Raw genomic sequence first — 21,589 nt, 5'->3', positions numbered from 1 at the left:
GGCCGAACAAAATCTTGCTCTGCTGCGCTGCGATATGCATAAGCGATGCCAATGCATGTCGCCAAAATGCGCAACGTTTTTGGATAACGACATGATAATAACAAAAGTCTAAAGCGCGTCGCGTGAATCTCTTCAAGCGTAACGTGCTTTAAGGAGGAACGATCATGGCTGGCGACGCACCGCTCTGGATACCGACCAAAGACCAGATCGACGCGGCGCCGATGACCGCCTTCATGCAGGCCGCGGCGGCCGCAACCGGCGGGTTTTTTCCCTCCTACGGCGATCTTCATCGTTGGTCGATCGACGATCGCGAGGCGTTCTGGAGCCTGGTCTGGGACTTTTGCGGCATCGTTGGCGACAAGGGCGCCAGCGGGGGAATCAGTGGCGGCGAGCACGTGCTCGTCGATGGCGAGAAGATGCCCGGCGCCGCCTTCTTTCCCGACGCCAAGCTTAACTTCGCCGAGAACCTGTTGAAAAAAACCGGGCTCGGTGACGCCATCGTCTTTCGCGGCGAGGACAAGGTCGAGCGCCGGCTCTCCTGGAACGAGTTGCATGCGCTGACCTCGCGGCTGCAGCAGCTTTTCCTGTCGCTCGGGGTGAAAAAGGGCGACCGCATCGCTGCCATGATGCCCAATATGCCGGAGACGGTCGCGGCAATGCTGGCGGCAGCCTCGATCGGGGCCGTGTGGTCGTCCTGCTCTCCCGATTTCGGCGAGCAGGGCGTTCTGGACCGGTTCGGGCAGATCGAGCCTGTCGTCTTCATCGCGCCTGACGGTTACTGGTACAATGGCAAGGCGATCGAGGTTGCCGACAAGATCGCCGCCGTTGCGGCAAAGCTCGTCACCGTCCGCAAGATCCTGATCGTCGACTATCTCGGCACGTCGATCGATGTGGCGGCGATCATCGAGAAGGCGACTGCGCTGGACGAGGCGTTCTCATCCTTCGCTGCCAAGTCGGTCACCTTCGAACGGTTGCCGTTCGCGCATCCGCTCTACATCCTGTTTTCTTCCGGAACGACCGGCATTCCCAAATGCATTGTCCATTCGGCCGGCGGAACGCTGATCCAGCATGTCAAGGAAGAACGGCTCCACGCCGGCCTGCTCGACGGCGACCGCTTCTTTTATTTCACCACCTGCGGCTGGATGATGTGGAACTGGCTGGTCTCCGGCCTGGCGTCGGGCGCAACCCTTCTGCTTTATGACGGGTCGCCCTTTTACCCTGACGGCAACGTGCTGTTCGACTTCGCCGACGCAGAGAAGATGACCTATTTCGGCACCTCGGCCAAATTCATCGATTCCGCGCGCAAGGCCGGCCTCAGGCCGATCAACACGCACGATCTTTCCAGCGTGCGCACGATCTCCTCCACCGGCTCGCCACTGTCGCCGGAAGATTTCCGCTTCGTCTATGACGGCATCAAGAAAGACGTGCATCTCGCCTCCATCTCTGGCGGAACCGACATCGTCTCCTGCTTCGTGCTCGGCGTGCCGACCCAACCGGTATGGATCGGAGAGATCCAGGGACCCGGCCTCGGCCTCGCCGTCGATGTCTGGGACGACGACGGCCAGCCGCTCAGGCAGGAAAAGGGTGAGCTCGTCTGCACCAAGGCGTTCCCGGCGATGCCGATCGGCTTCTGGAACGATCCCGAAGGCAAGAAATACCACGCCGCCTATTTCGAGCGCTTCGACAATGTCTGGTGCCACGGCGACTTCGCCGAATGGACCGCCCATGGCGGCCTGATCATCCACGGCCGTTCCGACGCGACGCTCAACCCGGGCGGTGTGCGGATCGGCACGGCGGAAATCTACAATCAGGTCGAGCAAATGCCGGAAATCCTGGAAGCGCTGTGCATCGGCCAGGATTTCGACAATGATGTGCGGGTCGTGCTGTTCGTGCGGCTGGCGGCCGGCGTTGAACTCGACGCCGAGCTGGAAAAACGCATCCGCGCGAAAATCCGCAGCGGCGCGAGCCCGCGCCACGTGCCGGCTAAAATCGTCGCCGTCGCCGACATTCCACGCACCAAATCGGGCAAGATCACCGAGCTTGCGGTGCGCGACGTGGTGCATGGCCGCGCCGTCAAGAACAAGGAGGCGCTGGCCAATCCCGAAGCGCTCGAGCTGTTCCGCGACCTGCCGCAGCTGGCCGATTAGTTTCTCGAGGTCCAGGACATGCGATCCGTCACGCGTTCAAACGGAGCCGAGCATGGTTAACGAAATATCTCGCTCGAATTTACCTAGATTTCATGAGTGGTACACATCGGTAAATTTTTCTCGGTGCCGGTAAGGTTTTGTTAAGGGCCGACATCGATAGTCGTGCGTAACTTGAGGGAGAAATCCCGTTCCTCTAAATCCCAAGAGGATCTGAATTCGCTCAAGCCCCCGATGTACAGCAATCGATCATTCAAGGCGTCCTGTTGGACGCCTTTCTTTTGTGTGCCGAGCATGAGCCAAAGTGGACACCGGTTTGGGAAAATCCAATGCTCAAACAAAGAGATAGCGCGGCGACACGGACGACTGAAGATCCGCTGCCCTAATCCGCCAGCACGCGGGTCGACGGGAAGGCGACTTCGACCAGGGTGCCCTCGCCGGGTGTCGAGTTGATGGTGAACCGGGCCCGGTTCGCCTCGACCATGGCCTTGGTCAGCGGCAGCCCGAGACCGGTGCCGTCGCCGCGCCCGCGCTTAAGCGCGTTGAGCTGCTTGAACGGCTTGAGCGCCTGCTCGATCTCGGACTGGCTCATGCCGATGCCGGTGTCGCGCACGCGCATCACGACGTCGCCGGAGTTCTCGTAGGCTGTCGATACGATCACCTGGCCGCCGGCCTGCGTGTAGCGGATGGCATTCGACAGGATGTTCAGCGCGATCTGGCGCACGCTGCGCAGATCGGCCACCACTTCCGGCAGCCGGGAGGCGAAGCTGGAGCGGATGATGACGCGTTCGCGGTTGGCTTGCGGCTGCATCATCGCCACCGTCTCGGCCAGCGTGTCGTTGAGCGACACTGCCTCATAGGCCATCTCCTGCTGGCCGGCCTCGATTTTCGAAATATCGAGCAGATCGTTGACCAGGTCGAGCACATGGTTGCCCGACCGGTTGATGTCGCGCAGATAGTCGCGGTAGCGGTCATTGGCGACCGGTCCGAATTTCTCGTCGACCATCAGCTCGGAGAAGCCGATGATGGCGTTGAGCGGCGTGCGGATTTCGTGGCTGATGCGGGCGAGGAAGTCGGTCTTCTGCGAGGAAGCGCGCTCGGCCACGGCGCGCGCCTGGGTCAGATCCTCTTCGGCCCGCTTCCACTGGGTGATGTCGCGCACCACCGCGCAGAAGCCGCTGTCGTTGGGCAGCCTGCCGATGGTCATGAACAGCGGAATGAAGCGCCCCTGCGCCTCGCGTCCGATCACCTCGCGGCCGTCGTTGAGCACGCTCGCCACGCCGGGCTCGGACAATCCGTCGATATAGTCTCGCGCGGCGCGCTGGCTTTCGATCGCGAACAGCGAGACGAAGGGTTTTCCGGTCACCTCGTCGCTGTCGAAACCGAACAGCGCCTCCGCCGGTCGGCTGATCGAGCGGATCGTTCCGTCTCGGCCGATCAGCACGACGCCGTCGGTCGCGGTGTCGATGATGGTGCGCATCTCGGCAATGCGCGCCTTGAGCTCCGAAGTGTCCGGCTGCGTCTGGTCGTCGGCGGCACCTGCTGCCTCGTCGTCGCCGGAACGGCGCACGACCAGCATCAGCGCCTTGCCGCCACGCCATGGCACCGAGCGCAGAATGGCCTCGATCGGGAACTCCTGACCGTCACGCGTCTTCAACCGCAGCGCGTGGTCGGTTCCATCGGAGGCGCTGCCGTCGTAAGGATCGGCAAACAGCGCGTCGAGGCCACCGGCATCCTCCAGCTGGTCGAGCGTGTCATAGCCGGTCAGGCTGAGGAATTCCTCGTTCGCATAGTGAAGATCGTCGCCGGAATGGATCAGCAGCGGCACCGGCAGCTTGCCGAGGATCGAAATGTCCGGAGCCTTGTTGTCATCCGCGGTCGAAAAAGCCGACGGCACGAACGCTTCGAGCTTGAGCGGCGGCACCGGCAGGCGCGGCCGCTCGACCGTCGCCGGCTCGACGTCGCCGGCATCGCCGATGCCATCGGTTGGCGAACCGGTTTCGTCGTCATCGGGTCGCGCCGAGTCCTCGCTGTCTTCTGCATCGCGGAAATCGGCGGCCGTCATGCTGTCGGCGTCTTCGGCGATCGATCGACTGGCGGCGTCGGTGGGCTCAGCGATCTCCTGCGCCGGTTTGTCCGGCTCGGAGACCGGCGCACCGTCGCCATCGTCGGCTACGTAGTCCCGGTCGGCATAGTCGAGCAGCGAGCCTGAGAGGTCGGACACGGTTGCTTGCGGCTGCTCACCGTCGAGCCTTGCGACATCCTTCTCGTCTTCGACATCGGTTTCGGTCGGTTCCGCCGCAGCCGGCTCTGCCGCAATTGCGGCAGCGGGCTGTTCTGTCGGGGGATTGTCCTTCTTGAGCCGCTCGCCGATCTCACGGAATGCACTGCGTTCCAGCGTCGACAGGCCTTTGTCGTTGGCCGGCTGCCTGTGCTCCGCCAACCGGATCACCTTGTCGGCTAAGCGCCGCTCCGGCTTCGGCACGATGGTCAGCGCCGGCACCTCGCCCTGGAACGGGTCGGTTTCGTCAGGCGTTTTGGCGACTTCCGGCTCGCCGGCCACGGGGACGTCGGCATTGGCGACAAGCGCCATGCCGATCGCTTCCGGATCGACCACCGCATCGCCGGTGCGAGCAACGCCGAAACCGCGAAAGCCTTCGAAGGCACGGCTGCGGCCGTAGACGGGCAGCGCCGCCAAGTCGACGGGTATCTTGAAATCGGTGCCGGCGACCGGCCACAGCACCGAGCGGCCGGACCAGGTATCGCGTCGGTCGAGCAGACCGGCGATGTCGCCGGTCGCATCGAGGTCGAAGGTGGCCGCGACGTCCCTGAAGCGCCGGCCGATCACATCGGCGGCAGGCTTGCCGACGAGTTCCGCGAATTCCGTCGACAGCGCATTGAATCTGCCCTCGGCGTCGGTGCGCCAGACGAAACGCAGGGGCGCCGCCGCGCGGTCGATCGAGGGGATGGCATTTTTGACCGGGGAGGCGGCCCTGACGGCATTTTGTGCGAAGCTTTCCGCCGAAGCATCCGCCTCGACAGGATCGGATGCATCCGGTCCCGGCTTTTGCGCCTCCTCCTCGCTGGCGCTGAAATACCAATGGTCATGCTGTGGAGGTATCCCGCCGGCCGCTTCCGGACCCTGCTCGGTTGAATCAGGCGCAGTTGAATGAGATCCGGTCGAATCGAGCCCAGTGGAATCGGGCCCACTGGAATCGGGAACATCATGCTCCGCCGACAGCGAAGTGTCTTCGTCGGCTGCCGCAACTGTCTGCTCTGCCGCAGCCGTTTTCGCGACTGTTGCCGGCGGGTTGTCCTGTTGTGCTTTTGGCGGGACTGCGGCATCGGCCGCCGCCCCTGCGCTGAGCACGCCAGCAGGGGCTGCTTCGGAGTCCAGCTGGTTCTCGTCGATCACCACCAGCAGGTGCCGCTCGTCAGTCAGCCGGGCGAGGCCGGCCGGGTAGGAAGCGGTGCCGCCAGGAACGAGGCGTTTGACGACGCGACCGCTCTCGTTCGCAACATCGGCGACAAGCGCTGTCAGCGTTTCGGGCAGGATGCCGAGTGCCGAAAAACCATCGGAAGCGGCCTCTATGTTGCCGTTGGCATCGACGAAGGCGATGAAATGACCGTCTTCGGTAAAGCCGCTGATGGCCCGAGCGGCAAGCTCGGCGGCGCTGCGCGAGCCGGTCTGCGTCGCCGGCACCGCCAGCATGATGGCGTTTTCGCCGTCAGGCATTGTCACCGCGCTGGCCAGAAAGCCAACCGCGCGGCTGGTCAGCCCGGTTGCCAGCCGCACCGTGATGGCGCGGTCGCGGCCGATCTGTGGAAAACCGCTTGTCGCCATGATCTGGCGCCTGGCGATCGGCGGCAAGCCGGCCGAGGCGCCGATGATCGCCTCGATGTCGGGGTAGCCGAACACCGCTGCCCCTGGTCCGTTGGCCCAGATCACCTGTTCGAGGTCTGCCGACAAAAGAGCGATCGCGTCGCCGGCGGCAAAGCGCTGGCGGACCGCGTCGAGCACGGCGACGTCGAGGAAGGAGTAGTTTTCAGACGGCATGCGCTTTGGGAACCCTTACGAAGCGGGCAGTTTGCAGTTAACGCTTTGTTAATAAAAGCCGACGGTGCGAAGGTCCACAAGCCATAGCGTGCAACCGCCGGAATCTCTGGGCGCGTGGTTAACGCTGGGAGAGAAAATTTATGGTGCGCTGCAACAAAGATATTGCAATGCACAAGATTTGCCTTTATATTGCCATCATACATGAACGAGACGGCTTTCCTATCGAAGCCGCTACCACTGCAAAGGATGGAAAATTGTCCAGGACCAAGACCGCTGATACTATCGAAAACGTTGAATTCCCGAGCTTCGACGCTTCCAAGGCCACCGACCAGATCCGTGCTTTCGCCGAAAAGGGCGTCGAGCAGTCGAAAGAGGCCTATGCCAAGCTGAAGACCGGCGCCGAAGAGACCCAGAAGGCCCTTGAGTCCACCTTTGAGACCGCCAAGACCGTTTCCAACGACCTGTCGCTCAAGACCATTGCCGCTCTGCGCGCCAATACTGAAGCCGGCTTGTCGCATTTCGAAGCTCTGATCGGCGCCAAGTCGCTGTCGGAAGTCGTCGAACTGCAGACCGCATTCCTGCGCAAGCAGGTCGAGATGACTGTCGAGCAGGCAAAGGATTTCCAGACCGTCGCCTCCAAGGCGGCCGAGGACGTCTCCAAGCCGATCAAGACCGCCTTCGAGAAGGCGATGAAGGAAGTTAAGATCGCATAATATTTGCGCATAGTTCGAAGATGCAACAAAAGGTCGCATTTCTTCGAACAGGATTATGTGAGATATAGTGGTCCAAGCGAATACCCGGCGGGTGGAACCTCCTCCCTCTGCTCTCCGGGATGACCAGCCAGCACCTCCTCCCGCTGGCTTGGAACAGGAAAAGGCCGGCACCTCCTCCCGCCGGCCTTTTTCTTTGCCCGGCGAATATGATGTCGGTGCCGGAGCACCCTTTGCCTACAGCGCCGGGCGCCTTCCTGGACGCGCAAAGCACGCTGCGGAACCCTGGGATGTTGCGCATGATCCCCAGCGAAATCGATTCTGATTTTCCGGGCCGTGCGCGGCCAAAAGCCTTGAATTAAACTCCGATAGCCCGTATGGACGCATCGCCGAACGACAGAGCGGGTCTCGGAGGATGAACGTTCCATCCCGCTCAGGCGAACGTGCCGTTGTAGCTCAGATGGTTAGAGCGCCGGATTGTGGATCCGGAGGTCGCTGGTTCGATCCCAGCCAACGGTACCATTGGTGCACGGTCGCCTTCTTCGGTTTCGGCCGCTTCTCTTGGCTACAGATGTCCGTTCTTACGGAGGGACCGGTCGGTGCCCCGCTTGGTTCGGATTCCTGATGCATGTTGCGCAAAAGCATGCCCTCGGGCCTGACCCGAGGGTGCGCAGCGTAAAGCGCTTCGCATGAATTCCTTCAAACGCGACGCGCTTTAGCCTTTGTCGAGCTTCCGAGTAACGGCGATGTGATGCAAGATTTAGTTACCCACCATCTCAGGCAACACGTGCGGCGAAGATGTCCTTCTTCACCACCGCATGCACCCCCCAGTTTCCATCGACGACTTGGGTGATGCCGAAGTCTACTCCGATCGACATCAGGGAAATCGCCTCGTCCTCTGACAGTCCTTTGGTTGTCATGAGGAAGTGGCGCATCTTCCGGAACGCATCGCGCAGCGCTCTGTCGACAGACGACTTCGAATAGATGTCGCTCTGAGCGCTCGGTCCCAGTTCCTCAAGATAGTTGGCGTAGGAAAACCCATGCACCAGCCAGTCCGTTTGCGTCTCGAGCATGGGGTAATTGAGCTCCTCGAGCGGTGTGCCGGCTAGGTCCGCTTTCTTGTGCAAGATGAGCTGGAACGTGCCGGTGAGCGAGCATTCGATCGCCGTCCCGCATAATTCGCTGTCGCCTTGGCTGGCATGGGGATCACCGACCGAGAGCAGCGCGCCGTCGACGGAGACCGGATAATACATCGTGGCGCCCTTGCCGATGCGCCAGTTATCGATGTTGCCGCCGGTGTAGCTCGGCGGGATGGTGTCTACGACGTCCGCTTCTTTCGGTGCCAGTCCGATCGTGCCAAAATGCGGGCGAATGGGCAGTCTCACGCCCTTCAGCACATCGTAGTTTCGTTTGGTCAGGCTGTGGTCGACCGGAACCCCGGGATAGTCGATCGTGTCATGCCTGACGCCAAACGGGTCAGTCTGCGGCACCCATTGGAAATTGTAGACCGCTTCGGCCCAGCTTTTGCCGCCGGCAACGTCGACCTCGTAGATGGTGACGACCTCGCGCTTGGTGCCGTCAAGCAGGTCATTGTAGTGGAAGCCCCAATTGGCCGCCGCGTTGGAGCCATATGATTTGCCGCTGAACTTGGGATTGCCAGAGGGACGCGGCCCGCAATCGAGAATCCGCACCTCTAATATGTCGCCCGGCTCCGCGTTGCGGACATAGACCGGGCCGGTCATGATGTGCACGCCCTGCCCCTCACCAGAACCTTTCTTGTACTTGGCCGGGTCGGTAGGGCCGGCACCGCGGCGGTCGACGCCCTTCTTCTCTTTCGTCCAGAGATAGACGCTCTCTGCACCCTCGTCGCCGTCAACCATGCGCTCCAGGTCATCGCCCGCATGGTGGGTGAGCGACTCGATCGTGACGATGTCGCCGGAATTGACCTCGATGCGCGGCTTCAGTGATTTGCTGAAGTAGCCCCAATGCACGGTCTCGGCGTTGGCCGGCAAATAATGATAGGCGCGTTGTGCAGGCAGCTTCGATGACGTGGCCTGCGCCAGTGCGGGTGTGACCAGCGAGATGCCACCGGCGCCCAGCGTGGCCAGACCGCTGGCCGCGAACAGGCCCCCCTTCAGAAAGCCGCGTCGCTCGGCATTTAGATCTTGCTTCAACTTGTTATAGTGAAGCTCGAAATGCGGACAGCTGATATCATCGCCTTTGCACATGAACAGTCCCCTTGTTTTTGTTGGAAGGAATGTGCGCGATTTTATGCATCACGCGCGCCATCGGCAATCCAGCCAGCCGGCCGCGAAATCAATGCATCGCGCTGTTGCCTAAATAAATACGGGTCAATTCAATGGCTTACGCTCACGCCGGCAAGACCGGCGAGCTTGAGCTCCGCCTGGTGACAGGGTAAAGTCAAGAGATTGTTCGCATGCGCACAAATACTGTCGCCGGCGTCGCGCTAAAGTGAATCTCGGCGGGCGGGTCGCCTGATGGACGTAACGCGCCCCGGAAAGGCCGCTGCAGTATGCAACAAGGACCCTCTTCTCTTATGGTTGCGGCTCTGCGATCGATCGACCATCTGCCCCTCGAACACCGCGACAAGGCGTGGCTCGACTGGTTTGAGGAGCTTTCGCTTTCCGCGTCTGTCGACGACCAGCCGATCCCGAGAGGCACCATGCACCTGCGGGCAGCGAACGCCACCACGCGCCTCGCCGACGTCTCTGGTACACCCCAGCGCATCGTGCCGATGCGCCGGGACCACGGGATTCTATTCGCTCTCATCGTTGCTGGGCGCGGGCGTCTTGTCGCCCCGCACCAGGCGTTCGATCTCGCTGACGGCGACATGATGGTGCTCGGCACGGCCGACGACTGGTCTATGACCTTTCGCAGTGACTTCCGCGCGTTCATACTTCAGGCGGCCGCCGGTCCGCTGGGAGCACGGCTGGGCCGCAGCGGCATCCGCTTGCCGAAGGTGCTAGGCAGCACCGTCGTCGCTGCGGTTGCGAAATCCGCATTGCGAACGCTGGGCTCCAATCTCGAGACTTCCGGTGCGGCCGATCTGACAGCCGCCGAAGTGGCTTTGACGGAACTCGTGGCAAGCGCCCTGCTTGGCGAGGTACGCGAGCCCGCTGGCAGCCTGACCGGGGTGCAAACGGCGCATTTCAGGCGCGTCGCGGCGACGATTGACGCCCGGCTGTCGGACCCGGATCTGGCCTTGGCCCTGATCGCGAGACTGGAAGGGCTTTCCATACGCTACGCGCAAAAACTGTTCGAGGGGCGCGGCGAAAGCTTCTCCGAATATGTGCGCCAGCAGCGCCTCGAACATTGCCGCATCGACCTGGCGGATCCCAACCATGCACATGAAAGCGTGGCCGCGATCGGACAGCGCTGGGGCTTTCGCGATCAATCGCATTTCAGCCGCACTTTCGGCGCGACGTTTGGAATGAGTCCCAGGCAGGTGAGGCGCGCTAGGTCGCAGACGGAGGAAGCTTATCCGCTGCGCGGCAAACCGGACGGCCGCAAGTCGGCGGCGGCGCGGCCGGCCCCGATGCTGCGGGCCGCTGTGGATCGCCCACCAACGGCAAGAGCCCGCGAACGCACGGACCATTGGCATTTGCCAGCAACAGCGGAGACCGTGCATTGGGGCTTTTTCAGCCGCTCGCTGCCGCCGGTGTTGCGCGTCGATCCGGGCGATTCAGTCACCGTTGAGACACTCACTCAGCACGCGGGCGACGACTGGCAGCGGATGGTGGCGGGTGACAGCGGGGCTGAAAGCGTGTTCGATTGGTCACCCGAACACAAGCGCGTCGACCGTCGCGGGGCCGGTCCGGCAAACGCTTCCATCTTCGGGCGCGGCGCTGGCGAGGGGTTCGGCGTTCACATCATGACTGGCCCGATCTATGTGCGCGGCGCCGAGCCCGGCGACGTGCTCGAGATCGAGTTCGTCGAAATTCGGCCACGGCCGAGCGCTGCCTTTCCCGGCAAGGCCTTCGCATCGAACGTATCGGCGTGGTGGGGGTATCAGTATCACGACCTTCTGGACCGGGATGCCAAACGCGAAACGGTGACTATCTTCGAGATCGACATGCGGTGCCCGGCCGCAGCGCGGCCGCTGTACAGCTACGAATGGCAGCCGCAGACCGACCCCTTCGGCGTTGTCCACGCGACGATCGACTATCCTGGCATACCCGTCGACCACAGCAAGGTTTCGCATCGCGACTTGAGTGGTAGCGGCGTGCGCATACCGGCGCGCCTGCATTTCGGGTGCATCGCGGTGGCTCCGCGCGAGGCCGACCTGGTCGATTCCATCCCGCCGGGCTATTTCGGCGGCAATATCGACAATTGGAGGATCGGAGCCGGCGCGAAGCTTTATTTGCCCGTTGCGGTTCAGGGCGCACTGCTCTCGCTCGGCGATGGGCATTTCGCGCAGGCGGACGGCGAGATCAACGGCACGGGTCTTGAGTGTTCGCTGACCGGCGACATCATCATCAAGCTGCACAAGGCGGGCGAAGTGTGCCCGGCTTTCCTGCGCGGTCTCAACTCGCCGCTCATCGAAACCGAGCACAGCTGGGTGATACAGAGTTTTAGCCATCCCAACTACCTCAGGGACCTCGGCAGCAACGCGCAGTCGGACGTCTACAAGACATCCACCATCGAGTTGGCGCTGCGCAACGCCTTCCGCCAGACGCGCCGATTCATCATGCAGACATACGATCTCACGGAGGACGAGGTGTTGAGCATCATGTCGCTTGCCGCCGACTTCGGCATTACGCAAGTCGCCGACGGAAATTTCGGCGTGCACGCCACGATCACCAAGGCCGTGTTCGGCGAGCGACAGCACAGCCAGCGTACCGCTCGCCCCTGACCACCCATGATCAGAGATCACGCAGCGGTTTCATTGGTGGCGTGTGCCCTCACAACTCCGTGGCGTGCTCTTTTAGTGTCACCTCAAGCGCCTGGCTTAGCGGCACCGCCTTGGAGAATAGGAAGCCCTGAGCAGTTCTGCAGCCGAGCTTGTACAGAATTTGCCGGTCCGCCTCTGTTTCGACGCCCTCGGCCATGACATCGATCCCGAGCGCCCGACCAAGATCGATCACCGTTTTGACAAGCAGCCGGTCCTCCCGAGACTTGGCCAAGCCGCGGATGAAGCCTTGGTCTATTTTCACCCTGCGTATCCGACTGTCCTTGAGCGACGCCAACGTGGAAAAGCCGGTGCCGAAGTCATCGAGCGCGATGGAAATTCCGGCATGTGAAAGCCGTCCGAGCTTTTCATCCAGTCTTTCCGGGTCCACTGGAGATTCTTCGGTAATCTCGATTTCGAACATCGTTGCCGGAAGGTCTTTTGCCGCCAGACCATTCAGAACCATGTCGTCGATATCGCCGGCTTCCAATTCGCGCGGTGAAACATTCATTGCCACACGAACATCTCGACGGTCAGCTTTCACCAAGCCGTCGATAAGAGCACAACAGTCGGAGAATACCGTTTGCGTTAACAGTTGAAGCATTCCGGTTTCGCGTGCGGCTGTCATGATTTCGGGTGGAGAGATGGAACCATGGATCGGATGGGACCACCTCAGCAAGGCTTCAAAACCGATCACTGCCTCGGTATCGAGTCTCACGATGGGCTGGAACCAAGGTGCCACCCTTCTCGCCTCTATCGCTGAATGAAGGTCGCGTTCGATGGACTGGCGACGTTGCAATTCCCTGTCGAGTTCGGCATCGAACAGGCGAAATTCGTTCCTGCCACGACGCTTGGCCGTGTAGAGGGCGACATCCGCCCGCAGCAACATTTCCGTCAGCCCCGGCCTTTCAGCCAGGTATATTCCGATCGATGCACCGATCCGGACGGACGCGACCTCACGATAGGGGCTGGCGACTTTGGCTATGATATTGGATGCGAGGGTACTGGGAGAAAGCGAACTCCTGAATGAGGGAAAAAACAGCACGAACTCATCGCCGCCGATACGGGCGAGCGTTGAGCCTGCCGGCGCTGCCTGCTCGATGCGGCGGGCGATCATGATGAGCAGTTCATCACCGGTCCTGTGACCGTAGGTATCGTTGACAGATTTGAAGCCGTCCAGATCAATCAGCATTGCAACGAACGGGCCGTCCGTATTCTCGAGCTGATTGATCGCGTGTTCGAGGCCCCGTCTGTTGAGAAGGGCCGTTAGGTGGTCCTCCCTGGAATTGCGCTCCATTTCCGCCGCAAGCCGCTCGGCCTCATGTCTCAGGCGGCTTGCTTCGCGGAAGCGGGCTTGCCCTACAAACGAGCCTCGAACCAAGCCGCCCACGAAGAGCAGAACGGCAAAGGCCAGAATGTAATCTTCAAAGTTGCCTTTCGCCAACAGGCAACCCATCGCGATCACAAGCGGCGGCGTAATGAAGTTGATCGCGGCCGCGGCATATGAACTGCCGTATGTAACCGCACCAGCTGAGATGCCCGCCAGAATAATCAGATGCAGCGGCGCTTGCGGCGTTGTGTAGCCAACGGTAAGGACGGCAAGAAAGGACCAGGCAAACCCTGACAGAAGAGCAAGGATGCCAAACCAGCGAAGCCGCTGCGAAATCCCTGTTAAATCGCCCTGATCCCCCGTCTCGTTTAGCTGATAACGGGCGAGTCCGAGGCGGGCGGCATTTATCGCATTGATAACCAGGAACCAGATTGCGGCGGCAAAGCCTCCGCCAGAAAAGGCCTGCACCGTCAAAATCAGGCCTGATAGCATAGTGCTTATCGGCATCGATACGAAGAGACCAGCCTTCAGATCAGCAAGCTGATCCTGAAGGATTCTGGCCTCCAGCGCGTTTTCTTTCTTTAGGGCCATAGACCAGTCGGTTCGCTTCCCATGCCGATTCGCAACGTAAGCTTATGCAAGCCCACTGAAGGACGGGTTAACTACTCAGCTTGTATCAGCCTTCTGCGAGGCCTTTGTATGAATCCTCCTCATTTGTGCGGTGATAGAGAACATGGATCGGCAGCATCCTGACGCTCGGGAATAACTTAAGGCGCGTCGCATGCATCCGTTCAAACGCGACGTGCTTAGGGGCCGCGCTGCCTACCTGTCAGCCGCAATCGTCGCCTGCAGCCATTGCGTGATGGCGTCGAAAGCGATCGGTCTGGTCGTGTCGACGTCAAGCAGCGGTCCGCGCCGCAGCGGCTCGGCGCGCTTGGCCAGTTCGATCAGTTCGGGGATGTAGGCCGCGCCGGGATGGCCGGCGGGACGCTGGTCGAGCCGTGCGCGATAGCGCTCGGCCAGAACCTCGCCGGGCGCATGGCACCAGATCTCGGCGGTCTGCTCGACGCCGGCGCTGCGCAGGTGATCCTCGAGCACCTGGCGCGGTTGGAAGCCGAACCAGGCGTCGATGACAAATATGGCGCCCGCCGGGGCCTCGCCGACGACCGACCAGATGGCCTGGTAACTGGCGCGGCCGAGTATACGGTTGAATTCGCGATCGCCGCCGCCGAGCACTTCCAGGAACGGGTTCTTGATCGTATCGAGTGCCAGCAATGGCCAGCCCATGTGCGCGGCGATGCCGCGCGAGACCGTGCTTTTGCCGCTGGCGGGGATGCCGTTGACGAGCACGGCGCGCCGGCCGGACACGGCGCGCCTGGTGCGATCGAGCCGGGCGGTCGGCAAGGATACTGGCGAGGCTTCTCCAACTTCTGATTGTGCAACTGCCGGTTGCTCGGCGAGCGCTTGCAGACCGGCGCCGATGACCCCGGCGTCGTCACCCAGTTGCGCCGCTTCCACCGGGCATTGGTACCAGGGCGCCAGGGCAGGAGCCCTGGCAAGCGCCCGATGGGCCGCCAGGCCAAGTCCGCCGCCGAGCAGCACCAGGTCGGGGTCGAACATGGCCACGGTCGTATCGATTGCCGCACGCAGCGGCCCGGCCCAGGCTTCCAGTATACCGCGCGCCAAGGGATCGCCGCCCGCATCCCGGGCAAAAAGCTGATCGACCGAAACGTCCGGACCGAGGCCTGCCCGCGCGATGTGACGGCCAAGCGCCGTGCCTGAGCTGGTGGTTTCAACGCAGCCGCGCCGGCCGCAGATGCACGCTTCGCCTGATAGGTCGACGGTGATATGGCCGAGCTGCCCCGCCGTCCCTTTGCCGCGGACGATCCGCCGGTCCTGGACCACGGCACCGCCAATGCCGGTCCCGATCGTGAACATGACGATGCTTTCATGGCCTCTGGCAGCGCCGAGGGCCATTTCCGCGACCAGTGCCATGTTGCAGTCATTGTCGATCACCACGGGCTTGCCCGCCAGGCTTTCCAGTCGTTGCGCAGGGGAGACCGAGGCGAGGTTGACATAGCCCCCTGACAAGACCGCGCCAAGCCGCGCATCGACGCGGCCGGGGACGCCGATGCCGATGGCCGCAACTTCGGGACAATCGAGCCGGCGCACCATTTCGGCGATCCGGGAGAGCACGAGCTCGGGGTCCGGCGCGCTTTTCTCGGAAATGCGCTCGAGGATTTCGCCCGTGCCGGAAACACGGGCGGCGCGCAGATTGGTGCCGCCGATATCGATTCCTATGGCCATCGAACCAGAGCCTGTTCCATTTCGACTAAATCGAAATGGGGCTCTATCTTGCTGTTTGACCATGATCTTCTCCGAAAACCGGTCCCCACTTTTCGGGATCATGGTCAGAGGCATGACGTCCCGTGCGTGCCTGGTGTGAACGTCGGATAGCTACAGCGCCGCGCATCCTGGTGCGCACAGGACGCTATAGTACTTTGATTTGCGCATGATCCTTTTCGAAGATCGACTTCGATTTTGCATCCGCGGACCTTCGGTTCGGGGTCATCTGCTAAGCGGCTTGCTGCCGGTAGTTTCCGATCACCGCCTGAAGCTCGCGCAATCTCGACACCGCGATAGTCCTGAGCCTTTCACGCTGAATGTCACGGTCGAGCGAGATGCAGTCCTTCCACAGCGACCGGCCGGCGATGACGCCTGACGCGCCGTTCCGCATCGCGATCTCGACCTGGCCCAGGAAGGTTGCGTGGTTGACGCCGGCGGAGAGGACCGCCCAAGGCACCTCGCCGGCCATGCTGCTGATCCTGGCGCAGGCTTCCGGCGTTCCGGGATAAGGAAGCTTGAGCACCTTTGCCCCGCATTCCAGCGAAATACGGGTGCCCTCTTCGACGAGCCAGGGGATCTTGGCCGTATACTCTTCAAGGCTTTCCGCTTCGAGCTGATAGGTCAGGAACTCGACGACGAGCAGGAGGTCCTCTTGCGCGAAATCGGCGATGCATTGGCGCAGAATGGCGACATTATGCTCGTTCGCCTCAGGCCTGTCGGGCCTGAGATAGACCATGATCTTGCCGCCGGTGCCGCCGAGCTCGCGCACGCGGCGCGCGCCGATGCCGGGAACGAGACGCGACAGGCGGTAGCCGGCAGGCGAGACGTCGAAGCCCGAAGCGTCGAGGCCGATGAGCAGAGCCGTATCGCGGCTCAGCACCCCGTCATCGACAACCCGCGGCACCGCGCAGAGCGGGTCGAGCAGCACGCAGGATGCCTGGCTGGCGAGGTATCGCGTGATGTCCGACTTGGTGTCGCCCAGCATGTCGTCGGTGATCTTGGCCTGTTCTTCAGGGTCCGCCGCAAGCAAGCTTCGCATGCCGCCGCGCTGGTCACAGGCGATGGCCATCATCGCCCCGTCCTTGCCGCATATCTGCTGGTAGCCGCGCAACTCTGCGGTCGTCATCTTTGTCATGGGTCTTCTGTCCGATGTTGGCGCCCATTCACCGGGGCGCAGATCAGTGGAAACAAGAAAGGTTCAGTTTTACCTGCCTCCCGACAGGAGGTTTTGCCGCTTTGCTGCGCTATCGGACCGAGAAATTCGGCCTTGGCCGCAATCTGCCGTGGAAACCAGCCCACGTTGCGAGTCAGCCGGATTTGCGCGATAACTCCCATCGGTCGATGGGTCTGTAACACATTGCTGAAAGGAATTGCAAGCTGTCTGCACCTCCCGCACAAGATGCAGCCGCATCGCGGACGATGCTGCATACGGTCGCCAAACTGCACTATGAGGCGGACATGTCGCAGGTCGATATCGCGCGGCGGCTTGGCGTCTCCACCGCGACAATATCGCGCCTCCTGCAGCGGGCGAGAGCGGAGGGCATCGTGCGGATCGAAGTTCTCGATCTTGCAACCCCCGAAGGCATCACCACGCAACTGGTTGAGGCACTCGGGCTGCGTGACGCGGCGGTCATCGAAACGCCGTCAGCCGGTGCGCTGGCGGCGCTCGCTGCGCCGCTCGGCGCCTTGCTCAAGCAAGCGGGACTGACGGCCGGCAAGGTCGTCGCCATCGGCTGGGGGCGAGCCATTCGCGAGGTGATCCAGGCAGGCCTGCCGCGCATTCCCGGCGTTCTTACCGTCGCTGCCACCGGCGGCATGCAGCAGCAGGCGGCGCATTTTCAGATCAACGAGTTTGTGCGGCTGGCCGCAGAAGAGCTGGGCGGGACGCCGCATTTCATCCATGCGCCCTATCTGCCGTCGTCCGAATTGCGTGAGGTCTTCCTCGGCGATGCGGCCATCCGCGACAGCGTCGCGCTTTGGGACCGGACCGACGTTGCGATCGTCGGCATCGGCCTGCCCCATGCCATCAATCCGCCCGAAGCGAGCGCGGCCACGCTGAGCGAACAGGCCTTGTTTCATGCGGCGGGAGACGTCATCCGCCACTACTTCGACGCCGAAGGCAAGCTCATCCCGTGGGAGGGGGAGGGCCGGATGATCGCAATGTCGCCGGCTCAGCTTCGAGCCGTCCCGCTGGTGATCGGCGTTGCCGCCTCGCCGGAGAAGGCGAAGGCGATCATAGGTGCCGTCCGCGCCAGGCTCATCAATGCTCTGGTGACGGACACGAAGACGGCCCAGGCCATTCTCGAGGCTCTCTTGCCCCGATAATGCTGGGCACGCCGATACGTGACATCGGCACGGCTGATCGATTCCAGACCGATCGACACCCAACCCGCAGCCGCGAAATCATCGCCGCGAAATCATCAGTTGTGTCGTCAAGGCGTTGGGGCAATAGTCTGCGGGAGGGGCTCTGCGGAGCAGACAGATGGTGTCCGGTTTGAAAGCGTTTCGACCCGGAAATGTGCGGTTGCAATTTCTTTCAGCAAAGTGTTACAACATAGCAGCTAGGCAAGCATGCGCGCCGAGCGGCGCAGTTTCCTGCACCTTGCGGAGGCTCGTAACGGGACTGCGCAGCAGGGTGGTCGGTTTCGACGGTCGATTTAATGACTGGGGCGCTTGGGAGGAGGCTGCCCCATAACAGCAAGCAGGCGAAACCCGCTTCTCGCCGCCAGCACTTCACAGAGCCGGGACGACTCGCAACGGCAAAATCTGCCAACATTAGGAGGAGGATGTTATGAAGAAGATTGTTGCCGCTCTGGCGGCTCTCGCCATCTGCGCAGCGGCGCTGGTCACGCCCGCATTGGCGCAGGACAAAAAATACACCATTGCGCTCATTCCGGGTCTTACCACCGACGGCTTTTACATCACCATGCGCAAGGGAGCCCAGGCGGCAGCCGATGCCCTTGGTGTGACCCTGGTTTTCCAGGGCGCCCCGGATTTCAATCCGGTAACGCAAGTCCCCGTGCTTGACGCGGTCATCGCCAAGAAGCCGGATGCCATCCTGATCGCGCCGACCGACAAGGTTCAATTGGTCGAACCCCTGCGCAAGGCCCATGACGCCGGCATTCCGGTGATCACCGTCGACACCTTCATCGGCAGCGGCGTCTACCAGACCGGCGCCGGCGAGGCGGATTTCCCACTGTCCTATATTGCCTCCGACAACATTCTGGGCGGCGAGATCGCCGCGCGGGCATTGGCCAAGGCCATAGGCGACAAGGGCAAGGTCTACGTTTCGAACGTCAAGCCCGGCATTTCGACCACCGACCAGCGTGAAGAGGGCTTCAAGAAGGAGATGGCGGCCAACCATCCCGGCATCACCGTTCTCGAAACCCAGTTCAACGACAATGACGCCAACAAGGCCGCCTCGCAGCTGCAGGCTGTGTTCGCGCGCAATCCCGATCTCGTCGGGGTGTTCGGCGCAAACCTGTTCTCGGCGCTTGGCGCGGCGAATGGCGTCCAGCAGGCCGGGCAGACCGGCACCGTCAAGGTCGTGGCGTTCGACGCGCCGACCAGCATTGCCGACAACATCAACTCTGGCCTTGTCGACGTCGCGATTGCCCAGCATCCCGCGGAAATCGGCTATTTCGGCGTCGTGTCGGCCTATGCCCATCTGACCGGCCAGTCGATCCCGGTTGCGATCGGCACCGGCTTTACGATCATGGACAAGGCCAACATCGCCGACCCGAACATCTCGAAATACCTCTATTCCGAATAAGTCCAGCCAGTCTCCTTCCGGCCTGCCGGAAGGAGACCTGCGCCGGGTCGCTTTGACCCTGTTTGTCGGAGGCCGCTCTGCGGATCGGAACCATCCATGACTTCAACATCACCAACCGAAACGCATGTCGCTCCTCAGGCGGATCACGGTGATCCGGCCAGGAGCTGGCTCGCACGCATCGCCGAAGGGCGCGCCTGGCTGTTCCTTGCGGGCCTGATCATCTGTTTCGAGGTCTGGTCGAGGCTCTCCTTCGGCGCGACCTTCGTGCTCAACCCGTTCAACGTGCAGTCCATTGCGATATTCGCCGTGGCGCCGTTGCTGCTGGCGACCGGGCAGACCTTCGTCATCATTTCGGGAGGCATCGACCTCTCGCTGGGTTTCATCATGGGTCTCGCGGCCGTCGTCGCCGCCCACGCTACGAATATGGCTGGCGTCGCCATGCCGGTGCCTCTGGCCATGATGTTGGGCATTCTGGCGGCCGTGATCGTCGCCGGCGTGCCTGGCGTCATCAATGGCTTGCTGATCTCGCGCCTCAGAATTCCCCCTTTTATCGGGACGCTTGGCATGTTTGGCGTGGCGCGCGGCGCTGCGTTCCTGCTGGCCGGCGGCACGACGGTGCCGGTCCAGAATTCCTGGTTCGCGCTGCTTGGCAACGGCAGGTTCTACGGGGTGCCTTATCTCGTCATCATTGCCGCCGTCTTTGTCGTGGTGATGCACTACATCCTGAGCCAGACCCGGTTCGGCCAGCATAACTACGCCATCGGCGCCAATGTGCAGGCGGCGCGCCGCGCCGGCATCGACATCAGGGGCCACATCCTGCGCCTCTACGTGCTTTCGGCGATGTGCGCCGGCCTCGGGGGCGCGCTCTATGCAGCGCGCTTCACCGCGGGCGCCGCCCAGGCCGGCGAGCCCTTGCTGCTGGACAGCGTGGCAGCCGTGGTAATCGGCGGCGCCAGCCTGTTCGGTGGCTCAGGCACCATCTTCGGGACGGTCGCCGGCGCCTTGGTCATCGCGGTCATTCAATACGGGCTGGTTTTCGTCAATGTCGAGCCGTTCTGGCAGTTCATCGCCGTCGGCCTCGTCATCATTATCTCCGTCCTTATCGACCAGGCGCAGCGCCGGTTCAGTGGAGCTCGCCAGGATGAATAGTTCCGAACCAACCACCCCCCTTCTCGAAGTCCGACACCTTTCCAAGCATTTCGGTGCGGTGCAGGCGCTGAACGATTTCTCCATGGCCGTGCGGCCGGGCGAAGTGGTGGCGCTGGCCGGCGACAACGGCGCCGGCAAGACGACGCTGATCAAGGCGATATCGGGCGTCTTTCAGCCGACCGGCGGTGAAATTCTGCTGAGGGGGCAGCCGGTCACCTTCGCGACGCCGCAGGAGGCGCGCGAAAAAGGCATCGAGACCATTTACCAGGATCTCGCTCTCGCCGACAATTTATCCATCGGCGCCAATATCTTCCTCGGCCGTGAACCCATGCGCAAGGCTTTCGGTTTCTTGCCGGTGCTCGACCGCAAGGCGATGGCCGTCGCCGCCAAGCAGACGATGGGGCGGCTGGACTTCCATGTCAGCCGGCTCGACGCCCCGGTCAGCAATTTCTCCGGCGGTCAACGGCAGGCCGTTGCCATCGGCCGGGCCGTCTACTGGGATGCGCAGATCCTGATCATGGACGAACCGACCGCGGCCCTCGGGGTGCCGGAGCAGCGCAAGGTCATCTCGCTCATCCACCAGCTCAAGGCGCAAGGCCGGGGAGTGATCTTCATCTCGCACAATCTGCAGGACATTTTCGCCGTTTCCGACCGTATCGTCGTGCTGCGCCGCGGCATCCAGGCCGGCGAGCGCAAGATTTCGGAGACTAATCATGACGAAGTCGTCAAGCTCATGGTTGGCGGATAGGCCGAGCGCCCGCCCGATTTCCGGCGAAACATGCTCGCCCCGACGGTGACAAAATGCCATCCAGATACGCTCGGCGCGGCGGAAGGAAGCAGGACGGCGAGCAGAGTCGACATTGCCCGAGGATGTCACTATATAGCGGCGGCTTTGGCCGCGTACCCTAGGGTTGCGCAGCGAATGGCGCCGCAAACGTGCCGCGTAATGCGATACCTATTGTCATACAAATTGACTGGATTGCCGGAAAATAACAAGTAGAAACAATGGCGCGATCCGGGACCTGATCCCAGTCAACGGTGCCAGTCTGCTCAGGAAAATAGAATCTCCTTCAGAATAAGAATGTGCTCCTTGAACCTTCGATTTCCGTCAGCCCTGTGGAGCTTGGGCAAGATCGGCTTGCCGGGTGACGGCGACTCGGTTGGAATAGGAG

12 protein-coding genes and 1 tRNA gene are annotated in these 21,589 nt (G+C 62.1%); 8 read left to right on the top strand and 5 right to left on the bottom strand.

What is annotated here, in order from left to right; all coding sequences use genetic code 11:
• Nucleotides 1-164: 164 nt before the first annotated feature.
• Nucleotides 165-2,147 (top strand): acetoacetate--CoA ligase, encoded by a 1,983-nt coding sequence (locus AC0L2Z_RS19380; RefSeq protein ID WP_023800322.1) that lies wholly within the window; start codon nucleotides 165-167, stop codon nucleotides 2,145-2,147.
• A 379-nt stretch (nucleotides 2,148-2,526) separates the two neighbouring features.
• Here the strand turns inward: AC0L2Z_RS19380 and AC0L2Z_RS19375 are convergent, their stop codons facing one another.
• Nucleotides 2,527-6,201 (bottom strand): PAS domain S-box protein, encoded by a 3,675-nt coding sequence (locus AC0L2Z_RS19375; RefSeq protein WP_473629029.1) that lies wholly within the window; start codon nucleotides 6,199-6,201, stop codon nucleotides 2,527-2,529.
• Between the two features lie 254 nt (nucleotides 6,202-6,455).
• Between AC0L2Z_RS19375 and AC0L2Z_RS19370 the strand changes: the two genes are divergently transcribed.
• On the top strand, nucleotides 6,456-6,914 hold the full coding sequence (locus AC0L2Z_RS19370; protein ID WP_128166139.1) for a phasin: 459 nt from the start codon (nucleotides 6,456-6,458) through the stop codon (nucleotides 6,912-6,914).
• Between the two features lie 442 nt (nucleotides 6,915-7,356).
• Nucleotides 7,357-7,433: transfer RNA gene (locus AC0L2Z_RS19365), tRNA-His, on the top strand.
• Between the two features lie 254 nt (nucleotides 7,434-7,687).
• Here AC0L2Z_RS19365 and AC0L2Z_RS19360 read toward each other — a convergent pair.
• Nucleotides 7,688-9,139 (bottom strand): acetamidase/formamidase family protein, encoded by a 1,452-nt coding sequence (locus AC0L2Z_RS19360; RefSeq protein ID WP_473629028.1) that lies wholly within the window; start codon nucleotides 9,137-9,139, stop codon nucleotides 7,688-7,690.
• Nucleotides 9,140-9,468: 329 nt separating this feature from the next.
• Here AC0L2Z_RS19360 and AC0L2Z_RS19355 point away from each other — a divergent pair, with 329 nt between their 5' ends.
• Nucleotides 9,469-11,784: an acetamidase/formamidase family protein gene (locus AC0L2Z_RS19355; RefSeq protein ID WP_473481244.1), complete on the top strand. Its 2,316-nt coding sequence runs from the start codon at nucleotides 9,469-9,471 to the stop codon at nucleotides 11,782-11,784.
• Between the two features lie 49 nt (nucleotides 11,785-11,833).
• Here AC0L2Z_RS19355 and AC0L2Z_RS19350 read toward each other — a convergent pair whose 3' ends face one another.
• The 3 genes from AC0L2Z_RS19350 to AC0L2Z_RS19340 all read right to left on the bottom strand — a co-directional run bounded on the left by AC0L2Z_RS19350 (nucleotide 11,834) and on the right by AC0L2Z_RS19340 (nucleotide 16,631).
• Nucleotides 11,834-13,741, bottom strand: coding sequence for a putative bifunctional diguanylate cyclase/phosphodiesterase (locus AC0L2Z_RS19350; protein ID WP_473629027.1), 1,908 nt, complete (start codon nucleotides 13,739-13,741; stop codon nucleotides 11,834-11,836).
• 231 nt (nucleotides 13,742-13,972) lie between these two features.
• The gene (locus AC0L2Z_RS19345; protein ID WP_473533166.1) at nucleotides 13,973-15,457 is read right to left on the bottom strand and encodes an ROK family protein; all 1,485 of its coding nucleotides are present in this window, start codon (nucleotides 15,455-15,457) and stop codon (nucleotides 13,973-13,975) included.
• Nucleotides 15,458-15,725: 268 nt separating this feature from the next.
• Nucleotides 15,726-16,631 carry a tagatose-bisphosphate aldolase gene (locus AC0L2Z_RS19340; RefSeq protein WP_473533167.1) on the bottom strand — a complete coding sequence of 302 codons (906 nt, stop codon included), beginning with the start codon at nucleotides 16,629-16,631 and terminating at the stop codon, nucleotides 15,726-15,728.
• Between the two features lie 284 nt (nucleotides 16,632-16,915).
• On the opposite strand from AC0L2Z_RS19340, the gene AC0L2Z_RS19335 reads away from it, so the two are divergent.
• From AC0L2Z_RS19335 to AC0L2Z_RS19320, 4 genes are all read left to right on the top strand, one after another.
• Nucleotides 16,916-17,821: a sugar-binding transcriptional regulator gene (locus tag AC0L2Z_RS19335; RefSeq protein ID WP_023800329.1), complete on the top strand. Its 906-nt coding sequence runs from the start codon at nucleotides 16,916-16,918 to the stop codon at nucleotides 17,819-17,821.
• Between the two features lie 466 nt (nucleotides 17,822-18,287).
• The gene (locus AC0L2Z_RS19330; protein WP_023800330.1) at nucleotides 18,288-19,268 is read left to right on the top strand and encodes an ABC transporter substrate-binding protein; all 981 of its coding nucleotides are present in this window, start codon (nucleotides 18,288-18,290) and stop codon (nucleotides 19,266-19,268) included.
• Between the two features lie 96 nt (nucleotides 19,269-19,364).
• Complete coding sequence (locus tag AC0L2Z_RS19325) at nucleotides 19,365-20,417, top strand: ABC transporter permease subunit (RefSeq protein WP_027156329.1); 1,053 nt, start codon at nucleotides 19,365-19,367, stop codon at nucleotides 20,415-20,417.
• On the top strand, nucleotides 20,410-21,165 hold the full coding sequence (locus AC0L2Z_RS19320) for an ATP-binding cassette domain-containing protein (protein WP_023800331.1): 756 nt from the start codon (nucleotides 20,410-20,412) through the stop codon (nucleotides 21,163-21,165). Before AC0L2Z_RS19325 ends, AC0L2Z_RS19320 begins: the two co-directional genes overlap by 8 nt.
• Nucleotides 21,166-21,589: the final 424 nt, after the last annotated feature.

The sequence above is a fragment of the Mesorhizobium sp. WSM4850 genome, assembly GCF_055811735.1.
Note: the sequence above shows the minus strand (reverse complement) of the source record. Positions and strands in the feature narration are given on the sequence as shown.

What these genes read in the sequence shown, in the direction of transcription:
- AC0L2Z_RS19380 (WP_023800322.1), top strand. Translation starts at nt 165, where the DNA reads ATGGCTGGCGACGCACCGCTCTGGATACCGACCAAAGACCAGATCGAC.
- AC0L2Z_RS19375 (WP_473629029.1), bottom strand. Translation starts at nt 6,201, where the DNA reads ATGCCGTCTGAAAACTACTCCTTCCTCGACGTCGCCGTGCTCGACGCG.
- AC0L2Z_RS19360 (WP_473629028.1), bottom strand. Translation starts at nt 9,139, where the DNA reads ATGTGCAAAGGCGATGATATCAGCTGTCCGCATTTCGAGCTTCACTAT.
- AC0L2Z_RS19355 (WP_473481244.1), top strand. Translation starts at nt 9,469, where the DNA reads ATGGTTGCGGCTCTGCGATCGATCGACCATCTGCCCCTCGAACACCGC.
- AC0L2Z_RS19350 (WP_473629027.1), bottom strand. Translation starts at nt 13,741, where the DNA reads ATGGCCCTAAAGAAAGAAAACGCGCTGGAGGCCAGAATCCTTCAGGAT.
- AC0L2Z_RS19345 (WP_473533166.1), bottom strand. Translation starts at nt 15,457, where the DNA reads ATGGCCATAGGAATCGATATCGGCGGCACCAATCTGCGCGCCGCCCGT.
- AC0L2Z_RS19340 (WP_473533167.1), bottom strand. Translation starts at nt 16,631, where the DNA reads ATGACAAAGATGACGACCGCAGAGTTGCGCGGCTACCAGCAGATATGC.
- AC0L2Z_RS19335 (WP_023800329.1), top strand. Translation starts at nt 16,916, where the DNA reads ATGCTGCATACGGTCGCCAAACTGCACTATGAGGCGGACATGTCGCAG.
- AC0L2Z_RS19330 (WP_023800330.1), top strand. Translation starts at nt 18,288, where the DNA reads ATGAAGAAGATTGTTGCCGCTCTGGCGGCTCTCGCCATCTGCGCAGCG.
- AC0L2Z_RS19325 (WP_027156329.1), top strand. Translation starts at nt 19,365, where the DNA reads ATGACTTCAACATCACCAACCGAAACGCATGTCGCTCCTCAGGCGGAT.
- AC0L2Z_RS19320 (WP_023800331.1), top strand. Translation starts at nt 20,410, where the DNA reads ATGAATAGTTCCGAACCAACCACCCCCCTTCTCGAAGTCCGACACCTT.